14 protein-coding genes are annotated in these 14,202 nt (G+C 60.4%); 7 read left to right on the top strand and 7 right to left on the bottom strand.

Features of this window, described 5'->3' with window-relative positions:
- Positions 1-71 precede the first annotated feature (71 nt).
- The 7 genes from amaA (at position 72) to HU806_RS07335 (ending at position 8,403) form a co-directional block, all read left to right on the top strand.
- Positions 72-1,355, top strand: coding sequence for an L-pipecolate oxidase (gene amaA, locus HU806_RS07305; RefSeq protein ID WP_186610754.1), 1,284 nt, complete (start codon positions 72-74; stop codon positions 1,353-1,355).
- A gap of 370 nt (positions 1,356-1,725) precedes the next feature.
- A complete protein-coding gene (locus HU806_RS07310; protein ID WP_186610755.1) occupies positions 1,726-2,862 on the top strand; it encodes an ABC transporter substrate-binding protein in 1,137 nt (378 codons plus the stop codon).
- Positions 2,863-3,114: 252 nt separating this feature from the next.
- On the top strand, positions 3,115-4,029 hold the full coding sequence (locus HU806_RS07315; protein WP_186610756.1) for an ABC transporter permease subunit: 915 nt from the start codon (positions 3,115-3,117) through the stop codon (positions 4,027-4,029).
- Positions 4,030-4,031: 2 nt separating this feature from the next.
- The gene (locus HU806_RS07320; RefSeq protein ID WP_186610757.1) at positions 4,032-5,312 is read left to right on the top strand and encodes a high-affinity branched-chain amino acid ABC transporter permease LivM; all 1,281 of its coding nucleotides are present in this window, start codon (positions 4,032-4,034) and stop codon (positions 5,310-5,312) included.
- On the top strand, positions 5,309-6,181 hold the full coding sequence (locus HU806_RS07325; RefSeq protein ID WP_186610758.1) for an ABC transporter ATP-binding protein: 873 nt from the start codon (positions 5,309-5,311) through the stop codon (positions 6,179-6,181). Before HU806_RS07320 ends, HU806_RS07325 begins: the two co-directional genes overlap by 4 nt.
- Positions 6,178-6,894 (top strand): ABC transporter ATP-binding protein, encoded by a 717-nt coding sequence (locus HU806_RS07330; protein ID WP_186610759.1) that lies wholly within the window; start codon positions 6,178-6,180, stop codon positions 6,892-6,894. Before HU806_RS07325 ends, HU806_RS07330 begins: the two co-directional genes overlap by 4 nt.
- A 744-nt stretch (positions 6,895-7,638) precedes the next feature.
- A complete protein-coding gene (locus HU806_RS07335; RefSeq protein ID WP_186610760.1) occupies positions 7,639-8,403 on the top strand; it encodes an SDR family oxidoreductase in 765 nt (254 codons plus the stop codon).
- Between the two features lie 187 nt (positions 8,404-8,590).
- Here HU806_RS07335 and HU806_RS07340 read toward each other — a convergent pair whose 3' ends face one another.
- From HU806_RS07340 to HU806_RS07370, 7 genes are all read right to left on the bottom strand, one after another.
- Positions 8,591-9,724 (bottom strand): AGE family epimerase/isomerase, encoded by a 1,134-nt coding sequence (locus HU806_RS07340; RefSeq protein WP_186610761.1) that lies wholly within the window; start codon positions 9,722-9,724, stop codon positions 8,591-8,593.
- Positions 9,725-9,858: 134 nt separating this feature from the next.
- A complete protein-coding gene (locus HU806_RS07345; RefSeq protein WP_186610762.1) occupies positions 9,859-10,431 on the bottom strand; it encodes a HupE/UreJ family protein in 573 nt (190 codons plus the stop codon).
- Positions 10,432-10,463: 32 nt separating this feature from the next.
- A complete protein-coding gene (gene ureG / locus HU806_RS07350; RefSeq protein WP_186610763.1) occupies positions 10,464-11,078 on the bottom strand; it encodes an urease accessory protein UreG in 615 nt (204 codons plus the stop codon).
- A gap of 9 nt (positions 11,079-11,087) precedes the next feature.
- Entirely contained in the window at positions 11,088-11,792 is a 705-nt protein-coding gene (locus tag HU806_RS07355) for an urease accessory protein UreF (protein ID WP_186610764.1), read from the bottom strand.
- Positions 11,789-12,289: an urease accessory protein UreE gene (gene ureE, locus HU806_RS07360; RefSeq protein ID WP_186610765.1), complete on the bottom strand. Its 501-nt coding sequence runs from the start codon at positions 12,287-12,289 to the stop codon at positions 11,789-11,791. Before ureE ends, HU806_RS07355 begins: the two co-directional genes overlap by 4 nt.
- Positions 12,290-12,593: 304 nt before the next feature.
- A complete protein-coding gene (locus tag HU806_RS07365) occupies positions 12,594-12,977 on the bottom strand; it encodes a DUF6124 family protein (protein ID WP_186610766.1) in 384 nt (127 codons plus the stop codon).
- Positions 12,978-13,523: 546 nt separating this feature from the next.
- The gene (locus tag HU806_RS07370) at positions 13,524-14,156 is read right to left on the bottom strand and encodes a TetR family transcriptional regulator (RefSeq protein ID WP_186610767.1); all 633 of its coding nucleotides are present in this window, start codon (positions 14,154-14,156) and stop codon (positions 13,524-13,526) included.
- Positions 14,157-14,202 lie beyond the last annotated feature (46 nt).

Genomic DNA, 14,202 nt, shown 5'->3' on the forward strand with positions numbered 1-14,202 from the left:
CAAGCCGCGAGCGTCCCTAGCTTGCGGCTCGCGGCTTGATGCTCGTAGCTGCTCCTGACCAGGAGCCGGCAATGCCGTTACGCGAAGAATGTCTGTGGGAAATACTGACGCCACAACGGCCCGACAACACCTCGCTCAAGGGTGAAGTCACGGTGGACGTGTGCGTCATCGGCGCGGGCTTTACCGGGTTATCGGCGGCGGTGCACCTGTTGGAGCAGGGCAGGCGCGTGGCGGTGCTGGAAGCTCATCGGGCCGGGCACGGTGGATCGGGGCGCAACGTGGGATTGGTGAATGCCGGGATGTGGATCCCGCCGGATGACATCGAGGCCGGGTTCGGCGAAGCCGTGGGCAGCCAGCTTAATCGCATGCTTGGGGCCGCGCCGGCCTTGGTTTTCAGTCTCGTCGACAAATACAACATCGATTGCCAGCTGCGTCGCGAAGGCACACTGCACATGGCCCATAACGCCCGGGGCGAGGCGGATTTGCGCAGTCGCGAAGCACAATGGAAGCGCCGTGGCGCCCCGGTAGAGTTGCTGACTGGCCAAGCCTGCGCCGAAGCCACCGGCACTGACAAGATCGCTGCGGCATTGCTCGACCGCCGCGCCGGTACGCTCAACCCCATGGCTTATACCAGCGGGCTGGCCGATGCCGCGAAAAAACTGGGTGGCCAGCTTTTCGATCATTCACCCGTCACGCGCCTGGAACGCCAGGGCCAGCGGTGGTTGGTGCAGACGGCCCAGGGTTCGGTGCTCGCCGAGCAAGTCGTGATTGCTTCCAATGCCTATACCGAAGGCGACTGGACCGAGTTGCGGCGCAATTTTTTCCCCGGTTATTACTATCAGGTCGCTTCTGTCCCGCTGGCCGACGAGGCCGCCCGGCGCATTTTGCCGGGAGGGCAGGGTTCGTGGGATACCCGCCAAGTGTTGAGCAGCATTCGTCGGGACAAGGAAGGCCGCTTGCTGCTGGGCAGCCTGGGCAACGGCAACCGCAAACCGACCTGGTTTCTCAAGGCCTGGGCCGACCGGGTGCAGCAGCACTATTTCCCGTACCTCAAGTCGGTGGAGTGGGAATGCACCTGGACCGGTTGTATCGCCTTTACGCCCGACCATCTGATGCGCCTGTTCGAGCCGGCGCCCGGCCTGGTGGCGGTCACCGGCTATAACGGTCGCGGCGTGACCACCGGCACCGTGGTCGGCAAGGCCTTTGCCGATTATCTGTGCCACGGCGATGCCAAGGCGTTGCCGATTCCCTTCGCGCCGATGCAACCTTTGGCTGGCGTTGGCCTGCGCAGCTGCCTGTATGAAGCGGGCTTTTCCCTGTATCACGCGGGCCAGTGCTTGCGGATCGTCATCTGATCGTCGGAAAGTGTTACGAACAGCGGCGTTTTCCAGCCCAGCGGCTAGCCTGTTATGGTGCGGGTTGTAGCAGCCGCGCACCGACAGTGTGCAGTTAGGTGACGCAGGTTGTTACACAGTGGTTGCACGCCGTTTAGTGTGGCGGTTGCAATGATGGCTCACGGAGGGTTTCACCTACTTTTAGAAAAGGTTGCACCTCGTGCGGTTTAGACGGTTGCACGCCCTGTGAAAAAGGGCCCGAAACAGTCGAAATAACAATAAAGCAGCGACTTTTTTCAGAATAAAAAACCGATGGCACGCCCCTTGCTCTCAGCTTTTCAGTGAAGTGAAGTCGCAGTGCCAACTAAAAAAAACCTTGGAGCACCACCTCATGTCCCAGACGTTTTACAAGAAAGGCTTTCTGGCCCTCGCAGTGGCAACTGCGCTGGGTGTTTCTGCGTTTGCCCAGGCCGACATCAAGATCGGCGTAGCGGGTCCCATGACAGGCGCCAACGCGGCATTTGGCGAGCAGTACATGAAGGGTGCGCAAGCGGCGGCAGACGAGATCAATGCCAAGGGCGGCGTGAACGGCGAGAAAATCGTACTGGTGGCTGGCGATGATGCATGCGAACCGAAGCAGGCCGTGGCCGTCGCCAACCGCCTTGCTGACCAGGACAAGGTGGCCGGCGTGGTCGGTCACTTCTGCTCTTCTTCCACCATCCCGGCCTCCGAGGTCTACGACGAAGCCGGCATCATCGCGATCACGCCTGGCTCCACAAATCCCCAGGTGACCGAGCGCGGCCTGAGCGCGATGTTCCGCATGTGTGGTCGTGACGACCAGCAAGGTATCGTTGCCGGCGACTACATCGTCGATGTGCTCAAGGGCAAGAAAGTCGTAGTCCTGCATGACAAGGACACCTACGGCCAAGGCCTGGCGGATGCAACCAAGGCGCAGTTGGCCAAGCGTGGCGTGACCCCTGTGCTGTACGAAGGCCTGACCCGTGGTGAAAAAGACTTCAGTGCCGTGGTCACCAAGATCCGTTCGGCCGGTGCCGACGTGGTCTACTTCGGCGGTCTGCATCCGGAAGCCGGTCCGCTGGTACGCCAGCTGCGTGAGCAGGGCCTGAAGGACGTGAAATTCATGTCCGACGACGGCATCGTGACTGACGAACTGGTCACCACCGCTGGCGGCCCGCAGTACGTCGATGGCGTGTACATGACCTTCGGCGCCGACCCGCGCCTGCTGCCAGACAGCAAGGCCGTGGTAGACGCATTCCGCGCCAAGGGCACCGAGCCTGAAGGCTACACCCTCTACGCCTACGCTTCAGTGCAGACCTTGGCTGCCGGCTTCAATGGCGCCAAGTCCAACAAGGGCGAAGACGCGGCCAAGTGGCTCAAGGCCAACTCGGTCCAGACGGTGATGGGCAAGAAGGAATGGGACACCAAAGGCGACTTGAAAGTCTCCGACTACGTGGTCTACCAGTGGGACAAGGATGGCAAGTATCACCAGCTGGAAAAACAGAAGTAATTTGAAGGGATGACTGGCCTGTGGCGAGGGAGCTTGCTCCCGCTGGGGTGCGTAGCGCCCCCAAGAGGGGACTGCTGCGCAGTCCAGCGGGAGCAAGCTCCCTCGCCACGGAGACTGTGTTCACCCTGACCTGATTGGCATTGGCCAAAGGCCCGTCTGTTTTTTCTACGAGCCGCACATCCTTTTGACGCTGGGCTTCAACCCGTCGTCGCGTTCCCAGGGATGTGCTGTCTCACTGCGTGAGATTGCGTTATGGATGGTATTTTCCTGCAGCAACTGATCAATGGCCTGACCCTCGGGTCGGTCTATGGTCTGATCGCCATCGGCTACACAATGGTCTATGGCATCATCGGCATGATCAACTTCGCCCACGGCGAGGTCTACATGATTTCCGCTTACCTCGCGGCAATCAGTCTGGCTCTGCTGGCTTACTTCGGTATTGAATCCTTTCCGCTAATGATCCTCGGCACCCTCGTGTTCACGGTCGTGGTCACCGGGGTATACGGCTGGGTCATCGAACGCGTCGCCTACAAACCCCTGCGCAACTCCACCCGCCTGGCACCGCTGATCAGCGCCATCGGTATCTCACTGATCCTGCAGAACTACGCGCAGATTAGCCAGGGTGCCCGCCAACAGGGGGTGCCAACACTGCTTGAAGGCGCCATGCGCGTCGACATCGGCACTGGCTTCGTGCAGCTTACCTACACCAAGATCTTCATCCTGGTCGCCGCATTCGCCGGGATGGCCCTGCTGACCTACATCATCAAGTACACCAAGCTCGGCCGCATGTGCCGCGCCACCCAGCAAGACCGCAAGATGGCCTCGATCCTCGGGATCAACACCGACCGGGTGATTTCCTACGTGTTCATCATCGGTGCAGCCATGGCGGCCCTGGCCGGTGTGTTGATCACCATGAACTACGGGACCTTCGACTTCTATGCCGGCTTCATCATCGGCATCAAGGCGTTCACCGCGGCGGTACTCGGCGGCATCGGCTCCCTGCCTGGAGCAATGCTCGGCGGGATCATCCTCGGAATCTCCGAGTCGCTGTTCGCCGGTCTGATCAACTCCGACTACAAAGACGTGTTCAGTTTCTCGCTGCTGGTGCTGATTCTGATCTTCCGTCCCCAAGGCCTGCTGGGTCGCCCACTCGTGGCGAAGGTATAAGTATGTCTGCTGCCAATAAACCGCTTGATATCAAAAAGAGCGTCATCGACGCGATCCTGGCCGGCCTGATCTCGCTGATCGTGTTCGGGCCGATCGTCGGCGTGGTGCTCGACGGCTACAGTTTCAACCTGCAACCGGCCCGCGTTGGCTGGCTGGTGGCGATCGTGATGGTCGGGCGCTTTGCCTTGAGCCTGTTCCTGCAAACCCCCAAGGGACTGAAGATTCTCCAGGGTTTCGAAAGCACCGGCTCCGGCGTGCACGTGTTGCCGCCAGACTACAAGTCGCGCCTGCGCTGGATCATCCCCGCGCTGATCGTGATTGCCATCGTGTTCCCGTTTTTCGCCAACAAGTACGTGCTCACGGTGGTCATCCTCGGCCTGATCTACGTGCTGCTGGGCCTGGGCCTGAACATCGTCGTCGGCCTGGCCGGGTTGCTCGACCTGGGTTACGTGGCGTTCTATGCCATCGGTGCCTATGGCCTGGCGCTGGGCTATCAATACCTGGGGCTGGGGTTCTGGACCGTATTGCCGCTGGCAGCCATTGCGGCGGCAATGGCGGGGTGCATATTGGGATTCCCGGTGTTACGAATGCACGGTGACTACCTGGCCATCGTGACCCTGGGTTTTGGCGAGATCATCCGGCTGGTGCTGAACAACTGGCTGTCGTTCACGGGTGGGCCGAATGGCATGCCGGTGCCGTCGCCAACTTTTTTCGGCCTGGAGTTTGGTCGAAGGGCGAAGGAAGGCGGGGTGCCTTTCCATGAGTTCTTCGGTATCGACTACAACCCCAATATCAAATTCCTGTTCATCTACATCGTGCTGTTCATCACGGTGCTGCTGGTGCTCTACATCAAGCATCGCCTGACCCGCATGCCGGTCGGTCGCGCCTGGGAAGCCCTGCGCGAAGACGAAATCGCCTGCCGTTCCATGGGCCTGAACCACGTCCTGGTCAAGCTTTCGGCGTTCACCATCGGTGCGTCGACCGCTGGCCTCGCAGGTGTGTTCTTCGCCAGCTACCAAGGCTTCGTCAACCCGTCATCGTTCACCTTCTTCGAGTCGGCGTTGATCCTGGCGATCGTCGTGCTGGGCGGCATGGGCTCGACCGTGGGCGTGGTGATTGCCGCCTTCGTGCTTACCGTGGCACCGGAGCTGTTGCGCAGCTTCTCTGAATATCGAGTCCTGCTGTTTGGTGTGCTGATGGTGTTGATGATGATCTGGCGCCCGCGTGGCCTGATTCGTATCAGCCGTACCGGTGTGACGCCGCGCAAGGGGGTAGCGCCATGAGCGAAGTCGTACTAAAAGTTGAAAACCTGATGATGCAGTTCGGTGGCATCAAGGCCCTCAGCGACGTCAGCCTGCAAGTTAAACGCAACTCGATCTTTGCCCTGATCGGCCCCAACGGTGCGGGCAAGACCACGGTGTTCAACTGCCTGACCGGTTTCTACAAGGCGTCGGGCGGCAAGATCGAACTCAGCGTGCGCGGCGAGCAGACCGACGTTATCAAACTGCTGGGCGAAGCGTTTCGCCCGACCGATTTCGTCTCGCCGAAATCCTTCGCCAGCCGGCTGTACTACAAGATGTTTGGCGGCACCCACCTGGTGAACCGCGCCGGTTTGGCGCGCACCTTCCAGAACATTCGCCTGTTCAAGGAAATGTCGGTGCTGGAAAACCTGCTGGTGGCCCAGCACATGTGGGTCAATCGCAGCCTGGTGGCGGGTATCCTCAACACCAAGGGCTACCGCAAGGCCGAAAGCGATGCCTTGGACCATGCGTTCTATTGGCTGGAAGTGGTGGACCTGGTGGACTGCGCCAATCGCCTGGCCGGGGAGCTTTCCTACGGTCAGCAACGCCGCCTGGAAATCGCCCGGGCGATGTGCACCCGTCCGCAGATCATCTGCCTCGACGAACCAGCCGCTGGCCTCAACCCTCAGGAAACCGAAGCGCTGAGCGCGATGATCCGGCTGCTGCGCGACGAGCACGATCTGACCGTGGTGCTGATCGAACACGACATGGGCATGGTAATGAGCATTTCCGACCACATCGTGGTGCTGGACCACGGCAACGTGATCGCCGAGGGCGGTCCCGAGGCAATTCGCAACGATCCGAAGGTGATCGCGGCTTACCTGGGTGCCGATGAAGAGGAATTGGTATGAGTGGACCTATCCTCGAACTCAAGGAGCTGGACGTGTTCTACGGGCCGATCCAGGCCCTGAAGAAAGTGTCCATGCACATTGGCGAAGGCGAGACGGTGAGCCTGATCGGCTCCAACGGCGCCGGCAAGTCCACGCTGCTGATGTCAATCTTCGGCCAGCCGCGTGCGGCAGGCGGGCAGATCATCTACCAGGGCGTGGACATCACCCAGAAGTCGTCGCACTACATTGCGTCCAACGGCATCGCGCAGTCACCTGAAGGCCGCCGGGTATTTCCCGACATGACCGTCGAAGAAAACCTGCTGATGGGCACCATCCCTATCGGTGACAAATACGCCAACGAAGACATGCAGCGCATGTTTGAGCTGTTCCCGCGTCTCAAGGAACGGCGCAACCAGCGGGCCATGACCATGTCCGGCGGCGAGCAGCAAATGCTCGCCATCGCCCGGGCATTGATGAGTCGGCCCAAGTTGTTGCTGCTCGATGAGCCGAGCCTGGGGCTGGCGCCGATCGTGGTAAAACAGATCTTCGCGACCCTGCGTGAACTGGCCTCCACGGGCATGACCATCTTCCTTGTGGAGCAAAACGCTAACCACGCCCTCAAGCTGTCGGACCGAGCCTATGTGATGGTCAACGGTGAAATCCGCCTGACCGGCACCGGCAAGGAACTGCTCGCCAACGAGGAAGTGCGCAACGCGTATCTGGGCGGGCATTGAGTTGATGTTGCAATGAAAAACCGGCGAGTGATCGCCGGTTTTTTTATCCCCCGAATTCAACCTTTTGGTTGACTCCAGCAATTGTGGAAAACAATCCTGAACCCTTGTGAAACCGCGACATAAAGTTGCCGCAAACAGTTGTTTTGTCACGGTTTTGACTTGTCCCCGTTTGCTGTGGAGCCGGCTGTGGGTAACGTGGGAGTATCTGGCTGCAAGCCTTTTATTCCGTGGCTTACAGCGCTGCGATCATTTTTTGATCAGGTGTTTTTGCTCAAGCAGGAGTGGCTATTGTCAACAGTTTTCTACGCGGCGAAAGAGCTTCGATAGCCGGTGTGCAAGCCTGTGGATAAGTCTGTGACTAAACTCTGGAAAGACCGCGCTGAGTGCCGTCGTTGCTGGCTTGGAGCCATCGCCGTATTTAGCGTTGCTTATAGCAGAGAAACTGCGCTGCACAACCTGACTTGCTCGGTCAAGCGGAAAAATTTTCTAAATCTTCCGCAAAGCCTTATGCACAGCGGCTTTCAGTGTTCGTACTTGCCCCCGGTTATTGTGGACCTGCCTGTGGATAAGGTGCGTGCAACCCGCTGCAGCCCTTGTCGGGCAAGGCCTGACAGAGGTTGGTTGTTTTTTGAGCACCTTTGCGGCTAAAAGCCCCTGCTCAAGCCTTGCCCCTGGCATGCCAGGCCGGGCATGCTGTGGGCCGATTTCCATTCAATGGCTTTGAGCCCAAGCAAGGAGAACACCATGTCTGACACCCTGTTTATCACTGGCGCGACGTCCGGTTTTGGTGAAGCCTGTGCCCGTCGTTTTGCCGAGGCGGGTTGGAAACTGGTGCTGACCGGCCGTCGTGAAGAACGCCTCGATGCACTCTGCGCCGAGTTATCGAAGCAGACCGAAGTCCACGGCCTGGTGGTGGACGTACGCGATCGCAATGGCATGGAAGACGCCATTGCCAACCTGCCGCCGTCCTTCGCCAAATTGCGCGGGTTGATCAACAACGCCGGCCTGGCCCTTGGGGTCGATCCAGCGCCCAAGTGCGACCTCGATGATTGGGACACCATGGTCGACACCAACGTGAAAGGCCTGATCTACAGCACGCGCCTATTGCTGCCGCGCCTGATCGCCCATGGCCGCGGAGCCGGGATCGTCAACCTGGGTTCGATTGCCGGTAACTACCCGTACCCAGGCAGCCACGTGTACGGTGCGACCAAGGCGTTCGTCAAACAGTTCTCCCTGAACCTGCGCTGCGACCTGCAAGGTACGGGCGTGCGGGTGAGCAACATCGAGCCGGGCTTGTGTGAAAGCGAGTTTTCCCTGGTGCGCTTTGGCGGCGATCAGGAACGCTACAACGCGACCTATGCCGGTGCCGAGCCGATCCAGCCACAGGACATCGCGGATACGATTTTCTGGGTGCTCAACACCCCGGCGCACATCAATATCAACAGCCTTGAGCTGATGCCGGTGAGCCAGACCTGGGCCGGTTTCGCCATCGAGCGCAACAAGGCCTAGCGGGAAGGCTCTATAAACCGATCTGCTGATTTATCGGCCGAAAGGTACATTGTGGCGAGGGGATTTATCCCCGCTGGGCTGCAGAGCAGCCCTCGAATAACACTCGGTTAGCCTGACACACCGTGGCGTTAGCTTTAGGGCTGCTGCGCAGCCCAGCGGGGATAAATCCCCTCGCCACAAAGGGGGGTCAAGCCAGGTAATCGGCCAGCCCGCGATAGCAGGTCAGCAGGTGATACGGCGTGGTGGACGGCATGTCCCGGCGGCTGATGTTGCCACCGGCGTCGAGGCACTCGTTCCAGCCTTCAGGGCTCAAGAAGTGTTGCTGAAACGCCTGTAATTGACGCAGCAAAGTCCCTTCGCTTCCTGGACGCAAGGTCAGCGCCCGCAGGTATTCCGCCTGGGCCCAGATGCGTTGGGTGGCGTCACGCGCGAGCGCCTGTGGTTCCAACGCCAGCATGGCGCACACTGCGCCAGACTGCTGATCCACGCCCTGTTGCTCGGTATGGCTGAAACTGCGTTCCACGGCTGTGTGCAGTTTTCCCCCGCGCAGCAAGGGCGATGAGGCCAACAGGAAATACCACTCAAACTGGTGGCCTGGTTCGAACCAGTTATCCACAGCCTTGAGTGGCTTCTCCATCATGACCTGCCGTTGCGGATCAACGAAGTATTTGAACATGCCGTCGCATAGGCTCCGCAACGCTTGGCGCACGTTGGCATCGTCGCGAACCGAAAGGATCGCGAGAAACGCTTCTGCCAAATGCATCAACGGGTTCTGCAACGGGCCGGATTGGCAAGTCGACCAATCCCGACCTAGTTTGGCTTCGTAAAGCCCGTCGCCGGTGGCGAAGCGTCGCGTGAGCACCTCCAGCGCCGCATTCAGCGTGGACTCCACCAGCGGCTCGCGAACCTTGCTCCAGTAGTGAGCGCAGGCGAAGAGGATGAAGGCGTGGGTGTAGAGATCCTTGCCGGTATCCAGCGGCGCGCCCTGCGGATCGATGCTGTAGAACCAGCCGCCATGTTCGGCATCGTGGAAATGCCGTTGCAGCGAGCGGAACAACGCAGCGGCCCGCTCTTGGGCATCCGGTACTTCTCCGATCAGGCTGGCGAACACATACAACTGTCGTGCACAGGCCATGGCCCGGTAACGTTGCGGCGGCAGCGGCGTGTGCTGGGAATCGAGGGATTCGTAGGGCAATGCCAACTCGGCATTCCAGCCCGGGCCTAGCCACATGGGCACGATCACGTCGTGAAAATGCCTATGCACCGTGATGAACAGGGCAGTCAATTCGGGCGGGTGAGCAGGGCGGGAAACATCAGGCATTGGCGAACGTCGTCACGGCTGGGGAGCGATTGCGCGACATGGTAGCAGAGTGGTCGACTTCGTAGAGATGCGCCTGCACGACCCATATCGCGAGCAAGCCTGCCCACGATAATGGTCGTGCAGGTGTTAGCTGATCAGCCTGCCAACAACCAAACCCCAGCCGCCGCCGACGCCGCTCCGGCCAAGCGCACCAAGGGCGCGGCCGCCCGTGGCAATACCCGCACCAGGGCGAAGCCCGCGCCATGCAGTGCCGCCGTTGCCGCGACGAAACCGATCGCATAAGTCCACGGACTCGACATGTAAGGTAGCTCCAGTCCATGGGCCACGCCGTGGAACAGCGCGAACAATGCCGTCGCTGCCACTGCCAGGCTCAATGGGGGACGCACCGCCAGCGCCACCGCCAGGCCCAGGGCCAATACAGACGCCGCGATCGCGCTTTCCAGCGCCGGCAGATCCAGGCCCTCGAAGCCCAGCAGGCCGCCGAGAAACATTGTGCCGACGAACGTGCACGGCAGCGCCCAGCGCGCCGCGCCTCGTTGTTGCGCGGCCCACAAGCCCACCGCCAGCATCGCCAGCAAATGATCGAGCCCGCCGATGGGATGGCCCAGCCCGGCGATCAGGCCGTTATCGCCGTGGCCTGGGTGGGCGAATGCCAGCGCGGGGCTGAGCAGCAAAGCGAGGGCGGCGAGGGTGCGTTTGAATGTCATGGAGAAAGCTTCCTTGTTTAAAGTGAAAATGTTCACGCGGCGGTCAGCAGGCCCTGGCGCTCGATAAAGGCAATGATGTCCTCCAGGCCCTGGCCGGTTTTCTGGTTGCTGAATACGAAAGGCCTGCCGTTGCGCATCCGCTGGGTGTCGCTGTTCATCAATTCCAGCGAGGCGCCCACCAGCGGCGCCAGGTCGATCTTGTTGATCACCAGCAAGTCGGATTTGCAGATGCCCGGTCCGCCCTTGCGCGGCAGCTTGTCGCCGGCCGACACGTCGATTACATAGATCGTCAGGTCCGACAGTTCCGGGCTGAAGGTCGCCGACAGGTTGTCGCCGCCGGATTCAACCAGGATCAGGTCCAGCCCGGAAAAGCGCCGGTTCAACTGGTCCACCGCTTCGAGATTGATCGACGCGTCTTCGCGGATCGCCGTGTGCGGGCAGCCGCCGGTTTCCACGCCGATGATCCGCTCCGGCGCCAGGGCTTCGTTGCGCACGAGGAAGTCGGCGTCCTCGCGGGTATAGATGTCGTTGGTGACGACCGCCAGGTTGTAGCGATCGCGCAAGGCCAGGCAGAGGGCCAGGGTCAGGGCGGTTTTACCGGAGCCCACTGGGCCGCCAATGCCAACGCGAAGGGGTTGTGTGTTCATGTGAGTCTCCTAGGAACGGAACAGGCGGCTGTACTGGCGTTCATGGGCCATGCACGCCAGGGACAGGCCAAACGCGGTGCTGCCGTAATGTTCGGGGTCGATGGTCGAGGCGATCTGCTGGGCCTGCTGCAGCAACGGCAACAGTTCGCTGGTCAGGCGCTGGGCGGCTTGCTGGCCCAGCGGCAAGGTCTTCATCAGCACCGCCAGTTGGTTTTCCAGCCAGCTCCAGAGCCAGGCGGCGAGGGCGTCCTGCGGCTCGATGCGCCACGCGCGGGCGGCCAGGGCCCAGCCCAGTGCCAGGTGCGGTTCGCTGCGCTGTTCGAGGCTGAGCTGTTCAAGACTGAGCTGTTCAAGAAAGCCTCGTGCTGCGCGATCGAACTCCGGCAGGCCAACGAGTAATTGCTGCAACGAGTAGCCCATTTGCCGACTCTCTTGATAGAGCTCGCGGGTTTCCCGGCTGGCGCGGTGTTCTCCACACAGTCGTAGCAGCGCCTCCCAATCGTTGGCCGCGGCTGCGGTGCAATGGGCCAGCAGCAAGGGCGCTTCGAAGCGCGCCAGGTTCAGCAGCATTTGATCGCTGATCCAGCGGCGAGCATCGTCAGGCGTCTTGACCTGGCCATTGTCGACGGCCATTTCCAGCCCTTGTGAATAGCTGTAGCCGCCGATCGGCAGTTGTGGGCTGGCCAGACGCAGCAGCGCCCAGGCCGGATTCATGTGCGCACGCCAAACTGATGCAGGCGCGGCGCATAGTTGAAGTCTTCATCGCCGTGCCGGGAATGATGATGACCGCCACCATAGGCGCCGTGTTCGGGCTGGAACGGCGCTTCGATGGCCTCGACGCTGGCGCCGAGTTGTTCAAGCATTGCCTTGAGCACATAGTCGTCCAGCAGGCGCAGCCAGCCGTCGCCCACTTGCAGCGCCACATGGCGATTACCCAGGTGGTAAGCCGCGCGGGTCAGTTCGAAGGCACTGGCACAGGTGACGTGCAGCAACTGTTCGGGGCGGGCGCAGACGCGCACGATGCGCTCATCTTCGGCTTGCAAGCATTCACCGTCGTAAAGCGGCGGCTGACCTCGCTCCAAAAACAGACCTACATCTTCACCCTCGGCACTGAAACAGCGCAGACGGCTTTTACTGCGGGCATCGAAGGTCAGGTGCAACTCGGCGTCCCAGCGCGATTGGGCGGCGATTCTGCGGTGGATCACCAGCATCGGAGTGCTTCCAGCAATGAACAATGCTGTGTTTAGAGCAAGGGGCTTGCCAATCGAAGAGGGCGTAGGAAAAATCTGGGGATGGCGTTTCAGGATGGGCTGGATTGCGTGCCATGTTGGTGCGTATCGGGATGGTGTGCACCATTTTGCGGCTGGTATAAAAAGATATTGTGGCAGCGAGCCTGCTCGCGATAGCGGCGCATCATTAACATCAATGCTGACTGACCCGACGCCATCACGAGCAGGCATGCTGCTGGGTCATCTTCGCTTGGGGCGTCGGCTCAGCTTGCATCAAAACAAAGCGTTATCCCTTGGCGCCAGGCGCCGCCATCTCCTTGGTCTCCAGATGATCCAATGCCCGCTCGACCAACAACTGAACTCCATCGGCCATGCGGCTGATTGCCAGGGCGATGCAGCGGCGCGATTCGTCGATGTCGTCGGCCAGGTCGGCGGCGATGGTGCTGATCGACAGCAGGTCTTCGGAGGCGTTGGCGAGCAGGGTTTCGGTGTCGATGTGCGGGGAGACGATGAAGAGCTGGTCTTTGTCGGGTTCCGGCAAAGGGGCGGGCTGGGGTTTCAGGTAGTAGTCGAGGGCGCGGTTGGTGGCGTCTTCGAGGCGTTTTTCTTCGAGCTTTTCGACGCGGGATTTGTGCTCGTTTTGCGGGGGATTCGGTGAATGCTTGACCATATCCATGTACCAGAGTTTGGGTCGACATCCTTTCGCTTGCATTCGAAGAGGTGGCAACTGTGCGTAGGTGTGCAAGACCGGTCTGGTACCGCCGGCAAACCCGAAGGTCTCCCACGCACAATTGCCATAACGGACGCGAGCATAAAAAAATGCTCGGTCAATAGCCATAACCAATTGCGTACCAATCCGGACTTGCACGTCCGTGTCACCGTTTTTTGCGATGACGAATAGAGGTTAGCGGCGCTCGAAAGCGCTGCCTAGTTCATGAACAGCCCGGCGTATTGAAGGAAATGTCCGAGGGTTTGGCGGGGAAAAGCACCGAAAGATCACAGCGGCCGGCAGCTCCTACAGAAATTGCCTAGCGGCTGCCGAAAGCTGCAATTTTTTTATTTGAATGTTTGATGGAGCGAGGGGGGTGGTCAATACCATCAACTATGGGAACTCGTCTTCACAATGAATGTGGGTTGAGATTGAGGTGAGCAATCAGGGGGCTGAGACTTCGCCATCGCGAGCAGGCTCGCTCCCCCAGAGGAAGCATGCTGACAGTTATTCAGTACTGCCTAACCCACGCCAGTGCTTGAGACCAATGAAGATGAACCGCAATTGCTGGGTAATCTTCGCTTGGGGGGTGAGGTGTTCGGGCAGGGCTTCAGCGGGCGGGTCGATGATGTCCGGCAACGTGGCGAAGACGCTTTTGACGATGAGGTCGGCCATCACGTTCAGCCCCGCCAGGTCCAGGTGCTGCAGTTTCGGCATGAGCGCCAGGTCGGCGGTCAGGTCCGAGCTGATGTCCTCGCGCAGTCTTGCGATGGCTTGGCGTACCGGCTGTGAACCACCGTACTGCTCACGTGCCAGGAACAGGAACTGTGAGCGGTTGGCGTGGACCACGTCGAGAAAGATCCGCACCGACGCATCGATGATGCCGCCCATCACGAATTCATTGTGGCGCACCAGCCGGATGGTCGCGCGAAAGGTCTGGCCGACTTCGCTGACGAGCGCCAGGCCCAATTGGTCCATGTCATCGAAGTGTCGATAGAACCCGGTGGGCACGATGCCCGCCGCCTTGGCGACTTCGCGCAGGCTCAGGCTGCCAAATCCCCTGCCGCACTCCATCAAATGGCGGGCTGCGTCCATCAGGGCATTTCGGGTCTGTTGTTTCTGTTCGGCGCGGGGCAGCATCGCAAGACTGACTTCCGAGTCATGGGAGCGACGCACTCTAGCAAAT

The organism is Pseudomonas sp. SWRI154 (assembly GCF_014268645.1).
GTDB lineage: Bacteria > Pseudomonadota > Gammaproteobacteria > Pseudomonadales > Pseudomonadaceae > Aquipseudomonas > Aquipseudomonas marvdashtae.